Annotated in this window: 21 protein-coding genes; 13 read left to right on the top strand and 8 right to left on the bottom strand. The window is 46.1% G+C overall.

What is annotated here, in order from left to right; translation table 11 throughout:
- Positions 1–7: 7 nt before the first annotated feature.
- Both ACIGBN_RS07565 and ACIGBN_RS07560 read left to right on the top strand, forming a co-directional pair.
- Complete coding sequence (locus ACIGBN_RS07565; RefSeq protein WP_133003556.1) at positions 8–253, top strand: sulfurtransferase TusA family protein; 246 nt, start codon at positions 8–10, stop codon at positions 251–253.
- Positions 254–263: 10 nt separating this feature from the next.
- Positions 264–1,331 carry an AI-2E family transporter gene (locus ACIGBN_RS07560; RefSeq protein WP_133003557.1) on the top strand — a complete coding sequence of 356 codons (1,068 nt, stop codon included), beginning with the start codon at positions 264–266 and terminating at the stop codon, positions 1,329–1,331.
- A gap of 89 nt (positions 1,332–1,420) precedes the next feature.
- On the opposite strand, the gene ACIGBN_RS07555 is transcribed toward ACIGBN_RS07560, so the two are convergent.
- Entirely contained in the window at positions 1,421–3,046 is a 1,626-nt protein-coding gene (locus ACIGBN_RS07555; protein ID WP_396664584.1) for an alpha-glucosidase, read from the bottom strand.
- Positions 3,047–3,209: 163 nt separating this feature from the next.
- Between ACIGBN_RS07555 and ACIGBN_RS07550 the strand changes: the two genes are divergently transcribed.
- Positions 3,210–4,370, top strand: a complete 1,161-nt coding sequence (locus ACIGBN_RS07550) for an MFS transporter (protein ID WP_396664582.1) — start codon at positions 3,210–3,212, stop codon at positions 4,368–4,370.
- Here the strand turns inward: ACIGBN_RS07550 and ACIGBN_RS07545 are convergent.
- Positions 4,339–5,241: a LysR family transcriptional regulator gene (locus ACIGBN_RS07545; protein ID WP_396664580.1), complete on the bottom strand. Its 903-nt coding sequence runs from the start codon at positions 5,239–5,241 to the stop codon at positions 4,339–4,341. The genes ACIGBN_RS07550 and ACIGBN_RS07545 overlap by 32 nt on opposite strands.
- A gap of 93 nt (positions 5,242–5,334) precedes the next feature.
- On the opposite strand from ACIGBN_RS07545, the gene leuC reads away from it, so the two are divergent.
- The 5 genes from leuC (at position 5,335) to hpf (ending at position 10,921) form a co-directional block, all read left to right on the top strand.
- Positions 5,335–6,762, top strand: a complete 1,428-nt coding sequence (gene leuC, locus ACIGBN_RS07540; RefSeq protein WP_133003561.1) for a 3-isopropylmalate dehydratase large subunit — start codon at positions 5,335–5,337, stop codon at positions 6,760–6,762.
- Between the two features lie 31 nt (positions 6,763–6,793).
- Positions 6,794–7,444 (top strand): 3-isopropylmalate dehydratase small subunit, encoded by a 651-nt coding sequence (gene leuD, locus ACIGBN_RS07535; protein WP_133003562.1) that lies wholly within the window; start codon positions 6,794–6,796, stop codon positions 7,442–7,444.
- Between the two features lie 111 nt (positions 7,445–7,555).
- Positions 7,556–8,647 carry a 3-isopropylmalate dehydrogenase gene (gene leuB, locus ACIGBN_RS07530; RefSeq protein WP_133003563.1) on the top strand — a complete coding sequence of 364 codons (1,092 nt, stop codon included), beginning with the start codon at positions 7,556–7,558 and terminating at the stop codon, positions 8,645–8,647.
- 75 nt (positions 8,648–8,722) lie between these two features.
- Positions 8,723–9,841, top strand: a complete 1,119-nt coding sequence (gene asd / locus ACIGBN_RS07525; RefSeq protein ID WP_133003564.1) for an aspartate-semialdehyde dehydrogenase — start codon at positions 8,723–8,725, stop codon at positions 9,839–9,841.
- A gap of 687 nt (positions 9,842–10,528) precedes the next feature.
- Positions 10,529–10,921, top strand: a complete 393-nt coding sequence (gene hpf, locus ACIGBN_RS07520; protein ID WP_133003565.1) for a ribosome hibernation-promoting factor, HPF/YfiA family — start codon at positions 10,529–10,531, stop codon at positions 10,919–10,921.
- Positions 10,922–11,226: 305 nt separating this feature from the next.
- Here hpf and acnB read toward each other — a convergent pair whose 3' ends face one another.
- The gene (acnB, locus tag ACIGBN_RS07515) at positions 11,227–13,827 is read right to left on the bottom strand and encodes a bifunctional aconitate hydratase 2/2-methylisocitrate dehydratase (protein ID WP_133003566.1); all 2,601 of its coding nucleotides are present in this window, start codon (positions 13,825–13,827) and stop codon (positions 11,227–11,229) included.
- Positions 13,828–14,089: 262 nt separating this feature from the next.
- Positions 14,090–15,832, bottom strand: a complete 1,743-nt coding sequence (locus ACIGBN_RS07510; RefSeq protein WP_396664576.1) for a formylglycine-generating enzyme family protein — start codon at positions 15,830–15,832, stop codon at positions 14,090–14,092.
- Between the two features lie 88 nt (positions 15,833–15,920).
- Between ACIGBN_RS07510 and ACIGBN_RS07505 the strand changes: the two genes are divergently transcribed.
- Both ACIGBN_RS07505 and ACIGBN_RS07500 read left to right on the top strand, forming a co-directional pair.
- A complete protein-coding gene (locus ACIGBN_RS07505; protein ID WP_396664574.1) occupies positions 15,921–16,535 on the top strand; it encodes a tRNA-(ms[2]io[6]A)-hydroxylase in 615 nt (204 codons plus the stop codon).
- Between the two features lie 117 nt (positions 16,536–16,652).
- A complete protein-coding gene (locus tag ACIGBN_RS07500) occupies positions 16,653–16,952 on the top strand; it encodes a hypothetical protein (RefSeq protein WP_341567023.1) in 300 nt (99 codons plus the stop codon).
- An 87-nt stretch (positions 16,953–17,039) separates the two neighbouring features.
- Here ACIGBN_RS07500 and ACIGBN_RS07495 read toward each other — a convergent pair whose 3' ends face one another.
- The 4 genes from ACIGBN_RS07495 to queC form a co-directional block, all read right to left on the bottom strand.
- Entirely contained in the window at positions 17,040–17,819 is a 780-nt protein-coding gene (locus ACIGBN_RS07495; RefSeq protein WP_396664572.1) for a UDP-2,3-diacylglucosamine diphosphatase, read from the bottom strand.
- On the bottom strand, positions 17,819–18,322 hold the full coding sequence (locus ACIGBN_RS07490; RefSeq protein WP_133003571.1) for a peptidylprolyl isomerase: 504 nt from the start codon (positions 18,320–18,322) through the stop codon (positions 17,819–17,821). The genes ACIGBN_RS07495 and ACIGBN_RS07490 overlap by 1 nt, the downstream gene beginning before the upstream one ends.
- A gap of 49 nt (positions 18,323–18,371) precedes the next feature.
- Positions 18,372–19,022: a 7-carboxy-7-deazaguanine synthase gene (queE, locus tag ACIGBN_RS07485; protein ID WP_396664570.1), complete on the bottom strand. Its 651-nt coding sequence runs from the start codon at positions 19,020–19,022 to the stop codon at positions 18,372–18,374.
- A gap of 126 nt (positions 19,023–19,148) precedes the next feature.
- Positions 19,149–19,808, bottom strand: coding sequence for a 7-cyano-7-deazaguanine synthase QueC (gene queC, locus ACIGBN_RS07480; protein ID WP_396664568.1), 660 nt, complete (start codon positions 19,806–19,808; stop codon positions 19,149–19,151).
- Positions 19,809–20,052: 244 nt separating this feature from the next.
- On the opposite strand from queC, the gene ACIGBN_RS07475 reads away from it, so the two are divergent.
- The 3 genes from ACIGBN_RS07475 (at position 20,053) to ACIGBN_RS07465 (ending at position 22,890) form a co-directional block, all read left to right on the top strand.
- A complete protein-coding gene (locus ACIGBN_RS07475) occupies positions 20,053–20,787 on the top strand; it encodes an AzlC family ABC transporter permease (RefSeq protein WP_396664566.1) in 735 nt (244 codons plus the stop codon).
- The gene (locus ACIGBN_RS07470) at positions 20,784–21,110 is read left to right on the top strand and encodes an AzlD domain-containing protein (protein ID WP_341564374.1); all 327 of its coding nucleotides are present in this window, start codon (positions 20,784–20,786) and stop codon (positions 21,108–21,110) included. Before ACIGBN_RS07475 ends, ACIGBN_RS07470 begins: the two co-directional genes overlap by 4 nt.
- Positions 21,111–21,216: 106 nt before the next feature.
- Positions 21,217–22,890, top strand: coding sequence for a glutamine--tRNA ligase/YqeY domain fusion protein (locus ACIGBN_RS07465; RefSeq protein WP_396664564.1), 1,674 nt, complete (start codon positions 21,217–21,219; stop codon positions 22,888–22,890).
- Positions 22,891–22,895: the final 5 nt, after the last annotated feature.

Genomic DNA, 22,895 nt, shown 5'->3' with positions numbered 1-22,895 from the left:
GATGCGAATGGTTGTCAAGAGTTGTTACGAGTATGACGTAATATTAGATGCAAGAGAAGATCGTTGCCCAATGCCGTTGCTAAAGACCAAAATGGCATTGAATAAAATGGCATCGGGTGACTGTTTATGTGTCATGACCGAAGACGCTGGGTCACTAAAAGATATTCCGCATTATTTTACGATTGTTGGGCATACTCTGCTCAATCAAGAAGAGAAAAACGGCGTATTTACCTTTATTGTTCAAAAAAAATAAGACGGACTCTATGTTTAAGATAGTCGACACCTTAATAAAACGTTATTTGTCAAATGAAGAAGTGGTGGTGTTTTTATTGCTGCTTGCTGGCACTTTGGTTGTCTTGGCTTTTTGGGGTGGGATCTTAGCGCCTGTGTTGATTGCGGTTGTGCTTGCGTTTCTACTGCAAGGCTTGGTGGACCGTCTGCAAAAAATAGGCATAGGTCACACCACGTCTGTGTTGTTTGTTTTTCTCACCTTTTTAGCGTGTTGCGCGGCCTTTATCGGCATCATGGTGCCTATTATTTGGCAGCAAGCGGTGCGTTTCATTAATGACTTACCTCGAATGATTACCGGGATTCAAGGAGGGATTGAGCATTTCGCCCAAGGCCACTCTGAATTGGTAAGTCAAAGCGCGGTAGACGAAGTGGTGAATACCCTGGCGACCGAGTTTACGAACCTTGGTCAATGGCTGGTTTCTTATTCCATTGCCAGCATACCCTCGATCTTTTCTTTGATGATTTATTTGGTGTTGGTGCCTTTAGTGATGTTTTTCTTACTGAAGGATCAAAAAAGCATTTTGGCGTATCTGACGTCCTGGTTGCCGCAAGAACGCATGATGATGCGTAATATTGCCCATGAAATGAATGAGCAAATTGCCAATTATATCCGTGGTAAAGTCATTGAGATGCTGGTGGTCGGCATTGTTTCTTATATTGTGTTTGCGGTAATGGGCTTGCGATATGCGGAGTTGTTAGCGCTATTGGTGGGCTTATCTGTGCTGATTCCCTATATTGGTGCCGCCGCAGTGACTATCCCTGTGGTATTGGTGGCGTTTTATCAATACGGCACTGGCAGTGATTTCATTTACCTTGTGGTGGCGTATTTGGTGGTTCAGGGGCTAGACGGTAATGTGTTGGTTCCTTTGTTATTCTCTGAAGCGGTAAATTTGCACCCTGTGGCGATTATCGTTGCCGTGTTATTTTTTGGCGGCATCTGGGGTTTTTGGGGAATATTTTTTGCCATTCCTTTGGCCACATTGGTGAAAGCCATTATTAATGCATGGCCACGACAGGATCGTTTGCCGACCCTTGAATAGATCAATATTGCCATTCAAGAAAATACGGCGAGCAATAAGAAAGGCCCTAATCACACAGATTAGGGCCTTTTTTGGTCTTCTATTGAGACTTATTTTATAACGCGTGCTAGCAATACACTGAAAGGTGGCAAAATGACCTGTTGATTTTTTAGGTAACCTGCAGGCAGTGCTTCCGCCAAAACAAGTGGGCTAAGCGAGAGTTCAGGGACAAGGATTTTGGTTTGCTCTGAGGTATTGATCGCAATATAAAGCGAGTCGTCTTGATAGGTGCGGGTGAAGGCGAGGGTGGTTTCATCATCATACAAAAAGGCAATATCACCATGAATCAACTCAAGGTGTGCGTGGCGCAAGTGTAAAAAATCACGATATGCATGCAGCACCGAAGAGCGGTCGCCTTCTTGCTCAGCGACGGCCAATGGCAAGTGGCGAGAGTCGATGGGCAGCCAAGTCTGTGTGGATTGAGAAAAGCCACCATCTTGTGTGTTTTCCCAAGGCATTGGGGTTCGACAGCCGTCTCGCCCCTTGAATTCTGGCCAAAAGTTAATGCCATAAGGGTCAACCAGTTGGTCGTATTCTAGCTCGGCTTCGGGCAACCCAAGTTCTTCACCTTGATACAAGCAAATACTGCCACGCAATGACAGCAGCATCACCATAAAAGCTTTGCTTTTGTTGGCGCAACTGTGATCTCCGCCCCAGCGAGTGGCAACGCGCTCTACGTCGTGATTGCCGATTGACCAGCATGGCCAGCCATCGCCAAGGCCTGCTTCTATGCTTTCCATGGTGTGTCGGATGTGACGCATTGAGGCGTCGTGAGTCAATAGGTCAAAGGAATAACACATATGAAGCTTGTCATTGCCTTGGGTGTATTGCGCCATGGTTTCTAACGAGAAATCACAACCCACTTCGCCTACGGTCGTGGTATTGGGGTATTTGTCCAATAGGGCGCGCAGTTGTTGTAAAAAGGCAATGTTTTCAGGTTGTGACTTATCATACAGGTGTTGTTGATAGGCGTAGGGGTTGTCGAGGCGAACACCAATACCGCCTTCTACAACGTGTTCTTTTGCTGGGTTGTCTTTAAGCTCAACATCATGGAAAAAGTAGTTTGAGGTATCAAGACGGAAGCCATCGACGCCACGCTGTAGCCAAAAATCGACGGTATCTAATAACGTGCTAACAACGTCTGGGTTGTGGAAGTTGAGATCGGGCTGACTGTCTAAGAAGTTGTGCAAATAGTATTGCTTACGGCGACTGTCCCATTGCCACGCTGGACCACCAAAGACCGACAGCCAATTGTTCGGCACTGTGCCATCGGGTTTGGCGTCTGCCCAAATATACCAATCTGATTTGTCGTTATCGTGGCTTTGACGGGACTCTTCAAACCAAGGGTGTTTGTCAGACGTATGATTAAGGACTTGGTCGATAATGACTTTCAAACCGTGTTGATGAGCGGCACCAATAAGAGAGTCAAAATCCGCGAGGGTGCCAAAAATAGGATCAACATCGCAATAATTCGAAACGTCGTAGCCAAAGTCTTTCATTGGAGAGGTGAAGAAGGGCGACAGCCAAATAGCGTCGACTCCCAGAGAGGCGATGTAGCCCATTTTTTCGGTAACCCCAGGCAAATCCCCAATGCCATCATTATTGGCATCATAAAAACTACGAGGATACACTTGATAAATGACGGCGCCGCGCCACCAATCCAAATTGTTTTTCATATTGACCTCATTTAAAGTAAAGCTAGCTAAATAATATGATGGTACATTCTTACTTTGATGCAAGGTTTTATGCACGACCAGTGCCTAAACCGAATAATTCTATGGTCTTTTTTAATACGCTTTTTCTGTTGCCTTGCTAGAGCAGAGTAAGCGGTTCACTGGAATGATTATGTTCGCTGCTAACGCCCGCTCAATTGCGTGGCCATTGTTTGGTTTCTACTTCTTTTTTTGTTGTCTTATTGGCGTCATGATGCCCTATATTTCGATTTACTATAAGTCGATTGGGCTCAGTGCCTCAGAAATAGGCCGATTAATGTCGACATTTACATTGTCTGGCATCTTGGTTCCACATTTTTGGGGGTGGTTGACGGCCAAAGTCGGCCTGCCTAAAAAAGTACTGCAACTGGCGGTATTGGGTTGTTTTCTTTGTCTTATTCCTTTTAATTGGAGCAATCAATTTGAGTCGTTGTGGCTATTAACGTGTGCCATGGCGTTATTTTATTCCGCTTTGATTCCGATGACAGACGCATTGGCGGTGCGCAGTATTCGCAATTTAAATGTGCCTTATACGCGATTGCGGGTCGGCGGTTCTATTGGTTACGTTATCGCGGTCGCCAGTACGGGTTTTTTGATCGGGCATTTTGGCCCCTCTATTGTCATTCCGGTTATGTGCAGTTATTTGCTGCTGACCTTACTCACCACCTTTTTTATTAAAGAACAGGCGTATGACGTCAGCCCGCAAAAAGAAAGTGCGTCTTTTGTGTCTTTATTGCGGGCGAAAGAATCTATTTTGTTTTTTGTGTTGGCGTTTTTGTCTTTTATGTCTCACGCGCCTTTTAATGTGTTTTTTGCGGTTCACCTAGAAAGTGTGGGTTACACCGGACAGCAAATTGGTTTGTTGATTGCTTTGGGCGTCATCATGGAGATTGTGCTGTTTTTGTTTGGTGGCAACCTGGTGAGGAAGTTTCATTTATTTCACATCATGCTGTTGTGTTTTGTGTGTGGTGCGATTCGTTGGTTTTTGGTGGGGTGGTTTGCTGAGATTCTTTGGGTTCTGGTACTGACGCAAATGCTTCATTGCATTACTTTTGCGTTGTTTCATATGGTGTCTATTGAACGTGTACGACGACTTTTCCCTGAACGTTATGCCAGCCAAGGCCAAGCCATGTACAGTGCGTTTGCGATTGGTCTTGGTGGCGGGCTTGGTATGGTTGGGGCTGGCTATTTATGGGAATGGGTAGGGGATGCTTGGGTCTTTACGATAGCCGCAAGCATCAGTGTGCTGGCGTTGGTTATTCTGTGGGGGAGTCAGCATCTACGTTGAGGCTTTCGGTTTGCAGTAACTCAATAAACGCCAGTGCAGCGCGGCTTAATGTTCTTTGTTTGTGATGGATGATCCCCAGCCGTCTTTCCACGTTCAGGTCAGGGTGGTTGAGCACAATTAGCTTGTCGTCTACTAAGGTAGAAGGCAGTAATGACCAGCCCCAGCCGATGCTAACCAGCATGGCTAAGGTTTCTAGGTGGTTGGTGTTCATTCTGACTTGCGGTTTAAGGCCTTGCTTACCAAAGACTTGCTCGGCAATTTGTCGCGTGAAGGTGTTTTCATTGGGCAATACGCAAGGGTGGTTTGCGAGCTCGGCCAAATCTAGGTTCTTCACTTTTGCTAAAGGATGGTCGCGGCTGACGACGCACGTTAATGGGTCAGACCAAATTGGAATGGACTCCATTAAATGGTCGTCTTTATTCGACAAGGTAATAATGCCAATTTCCACCTCCCCCCTTAATACCTGCTGATACGCTTCTTCAGATTGCGTAAAGTCAATGTCGAGCTTTGCTTGTGGGTAGCGTACCTGAAATTTCTTCAAAATGGTTGGCAATCGTCTTAGCCCAATATGGTGGCTGGTGGCCAATCTCAATTCACCACTTACGTCGTCCATTTGCAGCGTCATGCTGTGCTGGATGTCTTTCAAATCGTCGGCGATTTTTTTGGCTTTAGGCAATAGGCGAGTGCCGGCTTCGGTTAAGATAATTTGTCGGCCAATACGATCAAACAGTTTAACCCCAAGGGTGCTTTCTAACGCCGCTATCCGTTTGCTAATCGCAGGTTGTGTGACAAAAAGGCGCAATGCCGCTTCTGAAAATGATTTCGTTTCAGCCACTTTTATAAAGGTGAGTAGTTCTGCAATGTCCATCATTCCAAAAAATTATCCAAAACATGAAAAATATGAATTTGAGTAATTTAAGCGAAAGTTTTAGGATAGCGCAATAGGTTATTTAGGAGAGAAGCTATGTCAGGTAAAACCCTTTACGACAAGTTGTGGGACAGCCACCTTGTTCAGCAACGCGATGATGGTAGTGCATTGATTTATATCGATTTGCAATTGCTTCACGAAGTTACTTCACCACAAGCGTTTGAAGGCCTAAGACTAGCTGGTCGCAAGCCTTGGCGAGTGTCGTCAAGCCTTGCTACACCAGACCATAACGTACCGACAACGCAAAAAGAACGTGTTGACGGCGTGAATGGCATTGAAGACCCAGTGTCTAAAATCCAAGTAACGACTTTGGATGATAACTGCAATGAATTTGGTATCACCGAATTCAATATGAAAGACATTCGCCAAGGAATCGTGCACGTTGTTGGGCCAGAGCAAGGTGCAACGCTTCCTGGAATGACGGTAGTGTGTGGGGATTCTCACACCTCAACGCACGGTGCTTTTGGTGCGTTAGCTCACGGTATTGGTACTTCTGAGGTTGAGCATGTATTGGCCACTCAGTGTTTGGTACAAAAGAAAAGCCGCAATATGTTGGTGCGAGTCGATGGTGAATTGTCACCTTGGGTATCCGCAAAAGACGTAGTGTTGGCCATCATCGGAGCAATTGGTACCGCTGGCGGCACCGGTTATGCCATTGAGTTTGGCGGCACGGGCATTCAGTCTTTGTCGATGGAAGGTCGTATGACCGTCTGTAATATGGCGATTGAAGCGGGTGCACGAGTGGGCTTGATCGCCGTGGATGACACAACGATCGACTACGTTAAAGGCCGTCCTTACGCACCAAAAGGCGCGCATTGGGACATGGCGGTAGAAGCTTGGCGTGACTTGGTGTCCGATAAAGACGCTCAGTTTGATGAAGTAGTGGTATTAAAGTCAGAAGACATCAAACCACAAGTCACTTGGGGAACCTCGCCTGAGATGGTGATTGCGATTGATGAACCGATTCCTCGCGCGGAAGATCAAACGGACCCTGTGAAAAAAGAAGGCTACGCTCGTGCTTGGAAATACATGGGGCTTGAAGGCAAAACGACCTTGGCTGATGTGACTCTGGATCGTGTTTTTATTGGCTCTTGTACGAACTCGCGAATTGAAGATCTACGCATTGCAGCAGACGTAGTGAAAGGTCGTAAAGTAGCGTCTAGCTTGAAGCAGGCGATCGTAGTACCGGGTTCTGGCTTGGTAAAAGCGCAAGCAGAAAAAGAAGGCTTACATACTATTTTTGAAGCCGCTGGCTTGGAATGGCGTGAGCCAGGTTGTTCTATGTGTTTGGCAATGAACGCGGATAAATTAGGCGCAGGTGAACATTGTGCGTCTACCTCAAACCGTAACTTCGAAGGACGTCAAGGTTTTGGCGGACGTACTCACTTGGTGAGCCCTGCAATGGCAGCGGCGGCGGCAATTGCCGGTCACTTTGTTGATGTAAGCGAGTTTGTTAAACACTAGGATTTCTCTCTAGAAGAGAAGGAGAATGTATATGCGTCCTTTTACGAAACACACAGGGTTAGCCGCGCCTTTGGATTTGGCCAACGTTGACACTGACATGATCATTCCAAAGCAGTTCTTGAAATCCATCAAGCGTACTGGTTTTGGCAAAAATTTATTTGATGAACTTCGCTATGAAGACGAAGGTCAGCCTGACCAAGAATGCACTGGTCGCCCTGTTCGTGAAGATTTTGTGTTGAATATGCCTCGTTACCAAGGGGCAAGTGTGTTGTTAGCACGCCAAAACTTTGGTTGTGGATCGAGCCGAGAACACGCGCCTTGGGCATTAGACGATTACGGTTTTCGTTCTGTGATCGCGCCAAGTTTTGCGGATATTTTTTACAATAACTGTTTTAAAAATGGCTTGTTGCCAATTGTCTTGGCGCCAGAAGAAGTGGATCAACTTTTTGCTGAAGTGGCTGCAAAAGAAGGCGCTGAAGTGGTTGTTGATCTTGAGGCTCAAACGGTAACATCGCCATCGGGTGAGGTGTTTGAGTTTTTGGTTGATACCTTCCGTAAGCATTGCTTATTGAATGGTTTGGACGATATCGGCCTGACGCTTCAGCAAGAAGACAGCATCCATCGTTTTGAAGAGAAACGCATGGCGGCAGCGCCTTGGCTGTTTTTGTCTCGCGAACAATAGTATTTATGCGCCGAGTATTTATCGGCAAGCGTTATCGACATCAATTTACGCCACAGAGTTTAGTGTTATCTAGCCTGTGGCGTTACTGTAAAAAGAATGAAGGATTAAGTAATGTCTAAAAATGTATTGGTATTGCCAGGTGACGGTATTGGTCCTGAAATCGTAGCCCAGGCGGTGCGTGTTCTTGATTTGGTAAACACTCAATTTAATTTGGGCATCACTCACGAGAGTGCTTTAGTGGGTGGTTCTGCATACGACGAGACAGGTTCACCTTTGCCTGAAGCGACATTGACGAAAGCCAAAGCCGCGGATGCGATTTTGCTGGGTGCTGTTGGTGGTCCAAAATGGGACGGCCTAGACATGTCTGTTCGCCCAGAGAAAGGCTTGTTGGGCTTGCGCTCTAACTTGGCGCTTTTTGCTAACTTGCGTCCTGCGATCCTTTACCCACAATTGGCGGATGCGTCTAGTTTGAAGCCGGAAATTGTGGCGGGTTTAGACATCCTTATTGTTCGTGAGTTAACGGGCGGTATTTACTTCGGGCAGCCTCGTGGTATTCGTACGCTAGAAAATGGTGAGCGCCAAGGTTTCAATACTTATGTTTACAGTGAATCGGAAATTCGCCGTATTGCTCGCTCAGCGTTTGAAGCCGCTCGTCAACGTGGCAAACGCGTGTGTTCTATCGATAAATCCAATGTGCTTGAAGTGACAGTGCTTTGGAAAGAAGTCATGGAAGAAGTTGCGAAAGAGTATCCTGATGTCGAATTGACGCACATGCTAGTGGATAATGCTGCAATGCAACTGGTTCGTGCACCAAAACAGTTTGATGTAATGGTTACTGGCAACATGTTTGGTGATATTCTATCTGACGCAGCGGCAATGCTAACAGGCTCCATTGGTATGCTTCCGTCGGCTTCTTTGAACGCTGAAGGTCGTGGTATGTATGAGCCTTGTCATGGTTCTGCTCCAGATATTGCAGGACAAGGCATTGCCAATCCTCTTGCGACGATTTTATCCGTGGCAATGATGTTGCGTTATTCTTTAGATGCTAAAGAAGCCGCAGATGCGATTGAAGCCGCTGTTAGTCGTGTTCTTGATCAAGGGTTAAGAACCGCTGATATCGCTTCTCAAGATTGTGAAACAGTCACTACGCAAGCCATGGGCGACGCGGTATTGACTGCATTAGAAGCAGTACTTAAAGCCTAACCATAATGAGTAGGCGTTAACTCGGGATATTGCTCTTGGTATGAGCGACCCCACAAAAAAAAGGTAGAGATAACCATGTCAAAACACACTGTAGGTTTAGTCGGCTGGCGCGGAATGGTTGGTTCCGTGTTGATGCAACGTATGCGAGAAGAAAAAGATTTTGATCACATTGATCCGATTTTTTTCACCACCTCTCAAACGGGGCAAAAAGGGCCAGAAATTGGTAAAGACATTCCATTGCTTCAAGACGCGAATGATATTGAAGCGCTGAAGAAGATGGACATTATAATTACCTGCCAAGGCGGGGATTATACCAAGGCTATTTACCCTCAGTTGCGTAATGCCGGTTGGAAGGGGTACTGGATCGATGCGGCGTCTTCTTTGCGCATGGATAAAGACGCGATTATCGTGTTGGACCCAGTGAACCAAAATGTCATCAAGCAAGGCTTGAAAGATGGCGTGAAGACCTTTGTGGGCGGTAACTGTACCGTTAGCTTGATGCTGTTGGCATTGGGTGGATTGTTTGAAAAAGGTCACATTGAGTGGATGACTTCCATGACGTACCAAGCGGCTTCTGGCGGCGGTGCGCGTCATATGCGTGAGTTGATCAATCAAATGGGCTTGTTGCACAGTTCTGTTGCGTCTGAATTGGCGGATCCTGCTAGTGCTATTTTAGACATCGATCGTAAAGTGGCTGAGCAAATGCGCTCCAACACTATGCCAGTGGATCAGTTTGGCGTGCCTTTGGCTGGGTCATTGATTCCTTACATTGATTCTCAGCTTGATAATGGTCAAAGCCGTGAAGAATGGAAGGCTCAAGCGGAAACGAATAAAATCCTTGGTAATACTGGGTCTATTATTCCTGTTGATGGTTTGTGTGTGCGTATCGGCGCGATGCGTTGCCATAGCCAAGCCTTCACTATCAAACTAAATAAAGACATTCCAGTCGCGGACATCGAAGGTTTGTTGGCTGAGCATAACGATTGGGTAAATGTTGTGCCAAATGACAAAGAAGCGACCATGGCTGGATTGACGCCGACGGTAGCGACTGGCACCTTGAATGTGCCGGTAGGTCGTATCCGTAAACTGAACATGGGGCCTGAGTACATCAGTGCGTTCTCAGTTGGCGATCAACTTTTGTGGGGTGCTGCTGAACCACTACGCCGCATGCTACGCATTCTTCTTGAGGCTTAATTGCTCTAGAAAGGGTGTTTGATGATAAAACGCTGCCTAAGGGGGGCGTTTTTTTTGTCTGCTATTTTTCACAGTGATTTTTCTGGCTGCTAAATGACTAGTAAGTGGCGCGAACTTTATGGGATGAGACCTTTTGGGTTGCACTCTCGTATCCTCGTGACTGTTTTTGGGGTTGAGTGGGTTCTTGCTTCTTGGTTCTGCTTCTTTCTTTTTAGTAAGCGTCTTGAGCGTTTGTGAGGGCGTTTTCTGGTCGTGGTGTGCCATCCGTTAGGGTTGGATCAGGCATGACCTAGGGTGTCGCCTGAGCGATCTGACGGTGGTGGGAGTCATCGCTGACCGGGTTGGTTGTCTGAATTTACCCCAATGTAGGGTGGTGATCGTTGGCGGCTAAGAAAAAAGAGCCTTTATTTATGTCTTCCCTAGACTAAAGTAAGAGTGTGACTGTGTTTTATTTGATCAAATAGGTGCCTTTATAAATTGTTTAGATGTTTATACTTGTTTGTTTTTTAAACGATTATTGGGTTTTTCGGATGATTTAGGTGATTTTTAACAAACTTATGAAAGTATTTACATTTTAAGGATTGAAATTAGATCGATTAGTCCATAGGTTATTAGTATGTTCAAAACGAGGAGGGAATAGAAAATACGTTTATAAAATAATTTTCCAAAAACGAAAGGAAATTCTCTATGTATACATTGAATATTAGTGGTCATCACGTTCAGTCTGGTGAAGAAGTACAAGAGCTAGTTAAAGAAAGAATGGATCGTCTGACTCGTCTGAACGATCAAATCACCAGTATTAAGGTGATTCTAAATACAGAGAAACATGAGATTCATGAATTAATTGTTGAAGCCAGTGTTCATATTCCTGGTCATGATCTATTCGCTACCGTTAAAACAGACAAACAATTGAAACCAGCTGTGGATTTGTTGGTAGGTAAATTGGAAAAACAACTCGTTAAACATAAGGCAAAACACACCGGCCGTCAGCATCAGATTAATGCTCAAGACGTAGAGAGTAGTGTAGAGCGAGAAGAGCAAGCCGAATTCAACGAACTGGTAGAGCGTGAAGTTCTATAGGTAATCACCCTTAGGGAGTGAAAATAAAGAGTAGCCTCGCAGTTGCGGGGCTTTTTTGTGCCTGCGTTTTTTAACGTGGGCAGATGAATGTACTGGTTTATAAGGTGCTCGCTTAATAAGGAGCAAGCTTGAAGAGGCATTGGCTTAATGGACGCTGGCTTGTTCTTGGTGTGGAGGGTGTTGCTGTGGAGATTGTTGTCATGGGTAACCCGCTCTAAGATTGAGCGACGCAAATAAAAAAGGCCTCATATAAATGAGGCCTTTTTACTATGCTACGGTTAGTGCATCAGTCGCTGGGGCAAAGATTATGCCGTTGCGTCAGTGGCAATAACAGTATTGGCTTTCTTAACGTACTCACCCATCTTGTCGAAGTTTAGGTATTTGTAAACTTCAGAAGACATGCTGTTGATCTTGTTTGCGTACTCAAGGTACTCAGCAGGTGTAGGTAGTTTGCCAAGCAATGCCGCAACAGCAGCAAGTTCAGCAGAGGCCAAGAATACGTTAGCGCCATTACCTAGACGGTTCGGGAAGTTACGAGTTGAAGTGGAAACAACGGTAGACTTCTCAGCAACGCGTGCTTGGTTACCCATACATAGAGAACAACCAGGCATTTCCATACGAGCGCCAGCTTTACCGAAGATGCTGTAGTAGCCTTCTGCGGTTAGTTGCTCAGCGTCCATTTTGGTTGGTGGCGCAACCCAAAGGCGGGTAGGAACCACTTTGCCAGCTGCGTCTAGTAATTTACCAGCAGCACGGAAGTGACCGATGTTTGTCATACAAGAACCGATGAAGACTTCATCGATGTGCTCGCCTTGAACATCAGAAAGTAGACGTGCATCATCTGGATCGTTTGGCGCACAAAGAACAGGTTCTTTGATTGTTTCAAGGTCGATCTCAATGATTGTGTGGTATTCAGCGTCTGCATCAGCGCGCATTAGACTAGGGTTTGCTAACCACTCTTCCATTGCGTTAGCGCGGCGCTCAAGTGTACGAGGGTCACCGTAACCTTCAGAAATCATCCAACGTAGCATAACGATGTTGGATTTTAGGTATTCAGCTACAGACTCTTCAGACAAGTTGATGGTACAACCCGCAGCAGAACGTTCTGCAGAAGCGTCGGATAATTCGAACGCTTGCTCAGCGGTTAAGTGTTCAAGACCTTCGATTTCTAGGATGCGACCAGAGAAAACGTTTTTCTTACCTTTTTTCTCAACCGTCAAGTGACCTTCTTTGATTGCTTGGTAAGGGATTGCATGAACAAGGTCACGTAGTGTGATACCTGGTTGCATTTTACCTTTAAAGCGAACCAAAACAGACTCAGGCATATCAAGAGGCATGACACCTGTTGCTGCTGCGAATGCAACCAAACCAGAACCCGCAGGGAAAGAGATACCTAGAGGGAAACGAGTGTGAGAGTCACCACCAGTACCTACCGTGTCAGGTAGTAGCATACGGTTCAACCAAGAGTGGATGATGCCGTCACCTGGGCGAAGAGAAACACCGCCACGGTTCATGATGAAATCAGGAAGAGTGTGGTGAGTCGTTACGTCAACTGGTTTAGGGTAAGCCGCTGTGTGACAGAAAGATTGCATTACTAGATCGGACGTAAAGCCAAGGCAAGCCAAGTCTTTTAGTTCGTCACGTGTCATTGGACCCGTAGTGTCTTGAGAACCAACGGTTGTCATTTTTGGTTCACAGTAAGTGTTCGGGCGAATGCCTGGAAGACCACATGCCTTACCAACCATTTTCTGAGCCAGTGTGAAGCCTTTAGTGGATTCAGCAATCGCACCAGGAACGGTGAATAAGTCTGTTGCGCCAAGGCCTAGAGATTCACGAGCTTTCGCTGTTAAACCACGACCGATGATCAAAGGAATACGACCGCCAGCACGTACTTCGTCTAGAAGTACTTGAGTTTTTAGAGAGAAAGTACTGATGACTTCTTCTGTGCCGTGTTTTTTAACAACGCCTTCGTATGGGAAAATGTCGATTACATCGCCCATTTCCATTTTATCAACGTCCATTTCGATTGGCAGTGCACCAGCGTCTTCCATTGTGTTGAAGAAGATAGGGGCAATTTTATTACCAATACAGATACCGCCAGCGCGTTTGTTAGGGATGAACGGAATGTCATCGCCCATGTGCCATAGCACAGAGTTCGTCGCTGATTTACGGCTTGAACCCGTACCAACAACATCACCCACGTACGCTAAAGGAAAGCCTTTTTCTTTTAGGGAGATGATTTTGCTGATTGGTCCGATTTCGCCATCTAGATCTGGTGTGATGCCATCACGAGCCATTTTAAGCATTGCGTTGGCATGTAATGGGATATCAGGACGAGACCATGCGTCTGGCGCAGGAGATAGATCGTCGGTGTTTGTTTCGCCCGTTACTTTAAAGACAGTAAGGGAGATTTTTTCAGCCAATTTGTTTTTCGCTGTGAACCATTCGCCATCCGCCCAAGATTGGATGATTTGTTTCGCGAATGGGTTACCTGCTTTGGATTTTTCTTCAACGTCATGGAAGGCGTCGAAAATAAGCAGTGTATGAGACAGTGCTTTGGCTGCAATAGGAGCAAGCTCTTCAATGTCTAGGCAAGCGATCAATGGCTGAATGTTGTAACCACCAAGCATGGTGCCAAGCAGTTCAGTTGCCAATTCTTTGGTGATTAGTGGTGATGCTGCTTCGCCTTGGGTGATGGCAGCAAGAAAGCCTGCTTTAACGTAAGCGGCTTCATCAACACCCGCTGGGATGCGATTTTTTAGAAGGTCAAGAATAAACTCTTCTTCACCTGCTGGTGGGTTTTTAAGAAGTTCAACCAAGGCAGAAACTTGTTCTGCATTAAGTGGTGTAGGAGGTATGCTCTGTTCTGCACGTTCCTCAACATGTTTACGGTATGCTTCTAACACAATAGTTCCCCTTAGTTTTCGACATCAACCCTGTGTGTTGATGTGTTGAAGCGGAGGCTTAACCACCCTTAATGAGTGTTCAACGTTAAGCCAAACGATAATCACTGCTTTATTATTGAATTATTTTATATAAAAAACGGGCGAAAGACTCAATTAACCCCATAACAATTTAGAATAGGGGACATTTAGCGGAATTATTCTGATTTAGAATCGCCTTCTCCGCTTGCTGCCTTTGCTTGCGTTTGGTGTGTTTTCTTGCCCTCTATTGTGGTGACTTTGCTGCTGGCTGAATGATGCGAACCACTCTAAAGCCCCAGTTGCTGGCCTTTAGGTTCGGTTCAGCGCGATAACGAGTAGAGCTTCGTCCTACTCTTGGAATGTCAAACCAAGACCCGCCGCGTATCACTCGACTGCTGCATTGGTCTGATAACCATATCTGATTTTTACTTGGCGCGCCCTTGTAAGAATCGTGATAACAGTCTTCAACCCACTCTGCTACGTTGCCGTGCATGTCATACAAGCCTAATGGATTGCTGGCCTGACTGCCAACCGGTGCGCTTGACACCCCATCCCATTGGCTGCCGCAACTGTCACAAACACTGTAACCTGGTTTAACAGAGTTGCCATACCAAAAAGCGCTGTTGCCATTGCCCCGTGCGGAATATTCCCATTCTACTTCCGTCGGTAGTCGATACTCTTGGTTGGTTTGCTCAGATAGCCAAGCGGTATAGGCTTTGGCGTCGTACCAGCTGACGTTAATAACAGGGCGTTTTTGTCGTCCCCAGCCATTATCGGCCGGCAGTTTTCGCCCCGTTGCTTTGGCAAAACGGTCGTATTGATCGAAGGTGACTTCGTATTTACTGATATAGAAGCCGTGGGGAATGTCGACCTCATGAACCGGTTTCTCATTGTCGTCGCCTAGATTGTGTAGGTCGCCCATTTGAAATTTTGCAGGGGCAATTTTCTCTACTTTCGGGGCTTTTCCGCCTGAAGCCAAGGGTTCTTCAAGAACTTGAGGGAGCGCTTCAAAGTGTTCTTTTTCAATCTGCTTAGGAGTTTTTTTCACTGCGAGAGCGACGGCTGGTTTAGGGGTGTTTTCTGGCCATAATGAGACAGCAGCAATTGCTGAGCCTGCGACCACCAGGCCAAGCGCGATATAAAGAGTGCGCCTTGGGTGCGAAGAAAGTCGCTTAGGGCTTGCTTTGGCTTTAGGTTGTTCTGGTTTATAAAGATTGGCACGCAGTGTTCGCATGACTTCTTGTAAGGACTTTGGTCTATATCGATCGTGTTTTCTGCTCCATTTTTGAAGCTTCTTCCAGGTGGCATCGCTCAAATAAGGGTGAGTGCTGGGTAACGCCCCAGGAAGGTCCTTGTCTAAAATGGATTCACCAAGCAGCGCCGCCATAAGAATGCGCATAAAGTTAAAGCGATCTGATGCTGGGGTTCTTTTTTGTGCTTTGCGTTGGTATTCAGGGGGAAAGAGTCTAGGGTCTAGCTCTTTGTCTGTGATCCTGTCCATCCAATGGTGGGCGCCCAAGCCAGTCATAATGCCAAGGCCGTTCACAACATGAATCGCGCTTAAGTCAAGGTGACCGTGAAATAGGCCTTTTTGATGAATCTGATCCAGCGCTTTGGCAATGTTATCAAATAAACTGACGACCACATTAAGCGGCGCGCCATCTGGGTATTTGCCTAAAAAGCTATAGAGATTTTCACCGCCACACACAGCAGAACAAGAAAACACCCATAATTTAGAGTAGAAGGGTGGGTAATTCGGCGTGATGGCCTGGTGTTTAATGCCAGCGTATTTGCGTGAATTTTGTAGGAAGTCTTCTACTTTTCCTCGTCCAGGTTCGTAAAAGCGTACGACAAACGATCTGCCTCCATGGTCGGCCACCCAGGCGGATTTGTGCTGGGAAGCGGGGTAGTTCAGCACGTAAGGGTCTAACTCAACGCCAACGTGCTGGCCTATTTTTAATTTATTAATGTCGTAGAATTCATTCATTACGAATTTGATATCCAAATCAAGACGTTGCTGCCTAAGTGCTTAATAGAGAGTATAATCTCGTTTTTTAAGATGAAAAGGTAGAGTAATGTTATCAGCGTATCCAGAGCTTGTTGATTTTCTTCCCTGCCAGTCGCCTGAAGCATGGGTGAACTGGGCGATTGAGAATCAAACTTTGCTGTTAAATGACCATGCCCATTGTGAAAAAAAGGCCGCGTCAACGGCGATGAGTTTGATGTATCGTTATGTGGATCGTGATAATTTGCTTCATAAAATGTCCCGTTTAGCCCGTGAAGAGCTGCTTCACTTTGAGCAAGTTCATAAAATTATGCGCAAGCGCGGCGTGGCTTATGATCATCTGACGGCATCACGCTATGCAGATGGCTTGCGTAAACACATTCGTACCCATGAGCCAGCGCGTCTGGTTGATACCATGATTGTAGGGGCGTTTGTTGAGGCGAGATCGTGTGAGCGTTTTGCTGCTCTTGCTCCCCATCTGGATGAGGAGTTGTCTAAATTTTACATCTCATTGCTAAAATCCGAAGCCAGACACTTTGAAGATTACCTTGCGCTGGCAACAGAATACGCCGGCGAGCCAATCGATGAGCGCATTGCGTTTTTCCGTGACTTAGAGGAAAAGCTTATTCTTGAGCCAGATACGGATTTTCGCATGCACAGTGGCCCACCTCGTTTAGAGGCCTAGTTCGTTTGCTTACGAAATAAAACGAGCAGGTTACGTTTTTGTAAGGTAACTTCTTGATTAGCTGCTAATATCATTAGTATCAACTCAACAATGGAGGGGGTCGACATGGGTGCGCAGATGAACGATAAGTTGCCAGACGTTACTTACTGGCTGGCGTTACAAATAGCGAAACATGAACATGTTATCGATCTAGACAGTGCTTATCAGGGATCCGCTGAGCTGGATGTTTTGTATCAATTACTGACCAGTAAAGCGCAGCTTTATTGGTGGCGTAATTATGGCATTGAGTTGAGCCCTGTGATGGTGAACAATGCTTTTTTTCGCGCGGTGGCCATGCTTCATGAGCGGCGTTTAGAGTTCAGTCGTTCGCGGCACAGTGCTGATACCGGATGGGTAAAAGAGTTATTGCACCTGTAGCATTCACTTAGAATGACGCTTTACGGGTTTCGCTATTAAAAAAACCATTGCATGTGTATGTAATGGTTTTTTTGTGGCTGGCATGTCTTAAAGCGTAAGGTGATGGGCAGGTTGTAACCCATTCAACCCCTTGGTTAAGAAGGTGTCTACCTCGCAGCTCAATTGACAAACTTGTGTGTCATCAAGGTAAGCAAGCCAGATTTGATCGTCCCAATCTCCCAGTACGCAGCGAGCGTAATGCTCATTAATATGAAACGCCGGTCTGTGAGTGTGACCATGAATGACGACGTTGGTGTGATTCCTAGTCAGAGATTCTTGTACGCTGCTTGGTGTCACATCCATGATGTATTGAGACTTTTCCGCCGACATGCTTTTGCTGTCATTGCGCAACTGTGCTGCCAATGCCATTCTTTTTTCAAGGGGCATTGAGAGTATTTGTTGCTGCCATTCTGGCGTTCTTACCATGGTGCGAAACGTTTGATACTCAGTGTCTTCCTGACAATATTCATCGCCATGAGTGAGTAGGATTGGGTGAGTTGGAGAGTGAATAAGCGTTTGCTCAGTCAGCAAGGTTGCGCCCACTCGCTGGCACCACTCGTTACCAATCAAAAAGTCTCGATTGCCGTGGATGAAAAAGAGTGCGATGCCAGCATCAGACAGCTGACGAAGGCAGGCTTCGATAGGTTGGTTCCAATCAGGCTGGTAATCGTCCCCAATCCAGGCTTCATAAAAGTCGCCAATGATATACAGCTCAGCGTCTTTGTCCGGGTGCTTGTTTGTTAGCTCACCCATCATTTGAACAAACGCCCGGATCAAGTCCGGGCGTTTGTCACTAAGATGCAAATCCGAGATTAAATAACGAATCATTAGTCTTCGTTTTTAACCAATTCAGCGCTTTCGATAATCACGTCGTCAGCAGGAACGTCTTGGTGGCCTGCTTTTGTGGTGGTTTTCACTTCTTTGATTTTGTTTACCACGTCCATGCCTGCGGTTACTTTACCAAATACCGCGTAGCCCCAGCCGTCTGGTGTTTTGCTGCGGTGGTTAAGGAAGGCGTTGTCGGCAACGTTAATGAAGAATTGAGCAGACGCGGAATGTGGGTCCATAGTACGAGCCATGGCCAGTGTGCCTACTTCGTTCTTCAAGCCGTTATCTGCTTCGTTTTCGATTTGAGTGCGTGTTTCTTTTTGTGTCATGCCTGGCTCAAAACCACCGCCTTGAACCATGAAACCATTGATCACACGGTGAAAAATAACGCCGTCATAAAAACCTGAAGTAACGTATTCTTCAAAGTTTTTCGCTGTTTTAGGGGCTTTTTCGTAGTTAAGCTCGACGTGAACATCACCGTAGTTAGTGTGTAGGATGATCATTTTATATTCCTTAAAAGTTATGAATGGCTAAAAGATGGCGTAAGTACGCCTAGTCGATGTTGAGCATTTTATGTGTTTGTAAGCTAAGACGCCACTGTGGATGTGATAAACAAAAATTTAGTGTGGCTTCTTGGGTGTTAACCAAGGGGATTTGTGACTCGCTGAGATAGCTTTGATCCATGGGTTGTAGGTAAAAATGATCAAACGCCAATGCCTCAAATAAAGAAGGGGCAAGGTGGTCTTGGGGGAACACCAACTTAAGCTCATTGCCTTGAGTGACCTTGAGAGGCTTTGTGGTTTTAGGGCTGACACAAATCCAGTCGATACCATGAGGCAGTGGCAGAGTGCCATTGGTTTCTATGGCGATGGTGTAACCGTGGGCTTTCATTTCTTCTATTAGCGCGTCGTCTAGCTGCAAGGCTGGCTCGCCGCCGGTAAATACCACGTATTTATGATGTTGTCCCGCTGGCCACAATGCGTCTATGTGTTTGCATAATTCGTGTGCCGTGGTGAACTTGCCACCATGTTGGCCATCGGTGCCGATAAAGTCGGTGTCGCAAAATTGGCAATCAGACGTTGCTCGTGTTTTTTCTTGGCCTGACCATAAGTTGCAGCCAGTGAAGCGGCAGAATAAAGCTGGACGGCCTGCGTGGGCACCTTCTCCCTGTAAAGAGTAGAAAGCTTCTTTTATTGAATACATGTGTTGCGCCTATTACATCTCGAAAAACAGTTCGAGGTAAGGGTGATCGCTTTAGTTGTCCATTGGGGATCTGTGGAACAGAAGCCAATAAAGACTAAATTGAATGAATGTTTGTGCTTGGTAAATCTATGCTTCGTAAGCGAGTGGGTCGGTTTGACCTTGCTCAGCAAAGGCTTCTAATCTTTCGTTGCACGCGCCGCATTTACCGCATGATTTTTCACGGCCGTTGTAACAAGTCCACGTTTTGCCGTAATCGAGATTCATCGCCAACCCCGCTTTTAAAATCTCGCCTTTTGAGTTGTTCAAAAATGGCGTAACGATTTCAACAGATTGGTAGTTCGCAACCTTAGATACCGCGTTCATGGCGTCGACAAATTCTGGTCGACAGTCAGGGTAAATGTGGTGATCGCCTGAGTGGGCGCCATAGTAAACTTTCCCCGCTTCTAATGACACGGCATACGCAATCGCCATAGACAATAGAACCATGTTGCGATTCGGTACCACGGTGGATTTCATGCTCTCGCTTTCGTAATCGCCTTCGGGAATCTCGCTGTCACCGGTCAGTGAGGAACCTGCCATCAGGCTATTGATCGCGGTGATGTCGACGACTTTATGAGGAATGTTTAATTGCTTGCATGCCTCAGCAGCAACAATAAGTTCCTTACTGTGTTTTTGTCCGTAATTAAAGGACAAGGCGTACACGTCCAATCCTTGTTTGATGGCGGTGTTCAGAACGGTGAATGAATCCATTCCCCCTGAATACACCACAACGGCTTTTTCTGGCATCTTGTGTTCCTTAATGTAGGTCGTTGGGCTGAATAATGCGGCGGATTATAGCAGATGGGGAAGTGGCTTAACTAGGATGATAGAGATTGATTTTGAAGAGGAAAGCCGATAGTTTGAGCGCCACATCTAAGAATGAAAGCGCATAAGAGTATCGCCAGTTTTACTTTTATGCGCAGGCGGTTGCTGCATTCATCGCCTGCAGTGCAGCAAAGCTAACGTGTATAACGAGCAAAAAAGGAAAGGCATGAGCACATTAAAGGAAATGCGACGCGGTGCCGTTGCATCGGTCCCCATGATTATCGGTGGTATTCCGTTTGGATTGTTGTTTGGCTCATTGGCCTCTAGTTATGGTTTGAGTCCTTGGTTTGCGATTGCCATGTCCTCTATAGTGTTTGCTGGGTCTGCTCAGTTTGTAGCCATTGGTTTGATCTCTATTCATGCGCCTTTGTGGGTCATTGTGTCAACTACCTTTATTGTCAATTTAAGACACCTTCTGTACGCCGCTGACATGGTGAAATATGTGAAGCATTTGCCGATGAGGCTGCGCATTATTATGGGGTTTGGCTTGATCGATGAGACCTACGCGGCAGTGCGCCCACTTTACGGCATGGGGATCGTTGATGAAAAAACAGGCCATAAGGCGTATTTAGGGTCATTTTTATCGTTTTATGTGATGTGGAATGTCACCACGATTTTGGGTGTTGTCTCGGGAGAGTTGATCCCCGGGATGAGCGAATGGGGGCTTGAGTTCGCTATGGTGGCGACCTTTATTAGTATTATTACGCCTTATTTAAAAGCCGCGCCTTTTTGGTTTGCTATGGTGAGTGCGGGGATCGCTTCTGTGTTGCTGGTGGATTTGCCTAACAATTTGGGGTTGCTTGTGTCGGCGGTGATCGCTGTGTCGGTCGGCTATTTTAGCGACGCTGCCCTCAACAAAAACAAGCCATCTTTGCCTGGAACCTCTGGGGGTGAGTCATGACATTGATGGATTCGGTGTTGGTCATTGCGGGGATGTTTGTGGTGACATTTGGTGTGCGCTTTATGCTTTTTGCGCGCGCTCACAAGGTGTCCATGCCGGCGTTCCTTGATCGTGCTTTAAAGTTTGTGCCAGTGGCGGTGTTGACGTCCATTATTACGCCTATGATCTTTGTTTCTGAGCATAGAATGAATGTCTCATTTGAAAACCCTTGGTTATTAGGCGCTTTGGCCGCATTTTTCGTCGGTTTATGGAGACAGCAGCAACTGCTTACGATTGTGGTTGGTGTTGTGGTGTTTTTTGCAGCGAAATATGCTTTTTCATAGAGGATTTTTATGCTCTCTAATATCACTATGAAAGCGAAATCGGATATACTTGCTCGTCAAAGTAACAATACTGTTATAAGAAAATTTATCGGGACTTACATCAACCATGTCAGAAACGTCAAAACCAGGTAATTTCATTACCCAAATCATTGATAAAGATAACGAATCAGGTAAACACAATGGCGTTGTTATGACGCGCTTTCCACCTGAACCGAATGGCTATCTACATATTGGCCATGCAAAATCTATTTGCCTAAATTTCGGTATAGCGCAGCGCTACAATGGTCAGTGTAATCTTCGTTTTGACGACACCAATCCTGAGAAGGAAAGTGTTGAGTACATTGAGTCCATTAAACGCGATGTGGAATGGCTAGGGTTTGAGTGGAAAGATGAGCCAAAGTTTGCGTCTGATTATTTTCAGGCGCTTTATGACTTTGCCGTTCAGCTTATTGAAATGGGCAAAGCGTATGTTTGTGAGCTAAATGGCGAACAAATGCGTGAGTACCGTGGCACATTAAAAGAGCCAGGCAAAAACAGCCCTTATCGCGATCGCTCTGTAGAAGAGAACCTTGCTTTGTTTGCTGATATGAAAAACGGCAAGTACAAAGATGGCGAAGTGGTGTTGCGCGCTAAGATCGATATGGCCAGCCCAAATATGAACCTGCGCGATCCTATTATCTACCGCGTGCGTCATGTTCATCACCATCAAACGGGTGATCAGTGGTGTGTCTACCCTATGTACGACTTTACCCATTGTTTGTCTGATGCATTGGAAAACATTACGCACTCTATTTGTACCTTAGAGTTTCAAGACCACCGTCCATTGTACGACTGGGTATTGGACACATTAGGCACTGCGCATCCGCAACAAATTGAGTTTGCGCGTTTAAACCTAAACTACACGGTGACCAGTAAGCGTAAGCTGAAACAGTTGGTCGACGAAAAGCATGTATTTGGCTGGGACGATCCTCGTATGCCAACCATTTCAGGTTTGCGTCGTCGCGGTTACACAGCACAGTCCATTCGTAATTTCTGTGAGCGAATTGGTGTGACTCGCTCTGACGGTATTGTCGATGTGGGAATGTTAGAGCACGCTATCCGTGAAGACTTGGATGCGAATGCAAACCGCGCCATGGCGGTGTTAAACCCGATCAAGGTGACGCTAACCAACTACCCAGAAGACAAAGAAGAAATCTTCACGGTGAACAATCACCCGAAAAATGAAGACGCGGGACAGCGTGAAGTACCTTTTAGTAAGACACTTTACATTGACGCGGCTGACTTTGCCGAAGAGCCACCACGTAAATGGAAGCGTTTGACGCTTGATGGTGCCGTTCGTCTGCGTGGCGGTTATGTGATTACCTGTGACCAAGCCATTAAAAATGACGCGGGTGAGGTGGTTGAGCTTCTTTGTCGCTACGACGAAAACACCTTGGGCGTAAACCCTGAAGGCTATAAGCCAAAAGGGGTGATCCATTGGGTGAGCGCGAAACACGCGGTTGATGCAAGGGTTAACTTGTACGATCGATTGTTTAATAACGATGCGCCTGATGCGAACTACGAAGATAAAACCTTCTTAGATTTCATTAATGAAGATTCTTTGACGGTGTTAACGAACGCCAAAGTGGAGCCGTCGTTGTTGGCGTCTGAAAAAGGCCAAGGCTTCCAATTTGAACGCGAAGGTTACTTCTGTCGTGACCTAAAAGAAGACGGCATTGTGTTCAACCGTACTGTTACGCTGCGCGATTCTTGGGCAAAAATTGAAGCAAAAGGGAAATAATTGAG

The sequence above is a fragment of the Marinomonas sp. NPDC078689 genome (assembly GCF_044542435.1).
GTDB classification, from domain to species: Bacteria; Pseudomonadota; Gammaproteobacteria; order Pseudomonadales; family Marinomonadaceae; genus Marinomonas; species Marinomonas arenicola.
The sequence above is the reverse complement of the archived record's forward strand: the minus strand, read 5'-3'. Positions and strand labels throughout refer to the sequence as shown.

Bases quoted from the DNA above. Each gene is read 5' to 3' on its own strand.
- ACIGBN_RS07490 (WP_133003571.1), bottom strand. From the start codon at position 18,322: ATGATCATCCTACACACTAACTACGGTGATGTTCACGTCGAGCTTAAC.
- ACIGBN_RS07565 (WP_133003556.1), top strand. From the start codon at position 8: ATGGTTGTCAAGAGTTGTTACGAGTATGACGTAATATTAGATGCAAGA.
- ACIGBN_RS07475 (WP_396664566.1), top strand. From the start codon at position 20,053: ATGAGCACATTAAAGGAAATGCGACGCGGTGCCGTTGCATCGGTCCCC.
- leuB (WP_133003563.1), top strand. From the start codon at position 7,556: ATGTCTAAAAATGTATTGGTATTGCCAGGTGACGGTATTGGTCCTGAA.
- ACIGBN_RS07510 (WP_396664576.1), bottom strand. From the start codon at position 15,832: ATGAATGAATTCTACGACATTAATAAATTAAAAATAGGCCAGCACGTT.
- leuD (WP_133003562.1), top strand. From the start codon at position 6,794: ATGCGTCCTTTTACGAAACACACAGGGTTAGCCGCGCCTTTGGATTTG.
- hpf (WP_133003565.1), top strand. From the start codon at position 10,529: ATGTATACATTGAATATTAGTGGTCATCACGTTCAGTCTGGTGAAGAA.
- leuC (WP_133003561.1), top strand. From the start codon at position 5,335: ATGTCAGGTAAAACCCTTTACGACAAGTTGTGGGACAGCCACCTTGTT.
- ACIGBN_RS07500 (WP_341567023.1), top strand. From the start codon at position 16,653: ATGAACGATAAGTTGCCAGACGTTACTTACTGGCTGGCGTTACAAATA.
- queC (WP_396664568.1), bottom strand. From the start codon at position 19,808: ATGCCAGAAAAAGCCGTTGTGGTGTATTCAGGGGGAATGGATTCATTC.
- ACIGBN_RS07465 (WP_396664564.1), top strand. From the start codon at position 21,217: ATGTCAGAAACGTCAAAACCAGGTAATTTCATTACCCAAATCATTGAT.
- ACIGBN_RS07550 (WP_396664582.1), top strand. From the start codon at position 3,210: ATGATTATGTTCGCTGCTAACGCCCGCTCAATTGCGTGGCCATTGTTT.
- ACIGBN_RS07545 (WP_396664580.1), bottom strand. From the start codon at position 5,241: ATGATGGACATTGCAGAACTACTCACCTTTATAAAAGTGGCTGAAACG.
- asd (WP_133003564.1), top strand. From the start codon at position 8,723: ATGTCAAAACACACTGTAGGTTTAGTCGGCTGGCGCGGAATGGTTGGT.
- ACIGBN_RS07505 (WP_396664574.1), top strand. From the start codon at position 15,921: ATGTTATCAGCGTATCCAGAGCTTGTTGATTTTCTTCCCTGCCAGTCG.
- ACIGBN_RS07560 (WP_133003557.1), top strand. From the start codon at position 264: ATGTTTAAGATAGTCGACACCTTAATAAAACGTTATTTGTCAAATGAA.
- ACIGBN_RS07495 (WP_396664572.1), bottom strand. From the start codon at position 17,819: ATGATTCGTTATTTAATCTCGGATTTGCATCTTAGTGACAAACGCCCG.
- ACIGBN_RS07555 (WP_396664584.1), bottom strand. From the start codon at position 3,046: ATGAAAAACAATTTGGATTGGTGGCGCGGCGCCGTCATTTATCAAGTG.
- queE (WP_396664570.1), bottom strand. From the start codon at position 19,022: ATGTATTCAATAAAAGAAGCTTTCTACTCTTTACAGGGAGAAGGTGCC.
- ACIGBN_RS07470 (WP_341564374.1), top strand. From the start codon at position 20,784: ATGACATTGATGGATTCGGTGTTGGTCATTGCGGGGATGTTTGTGGTG.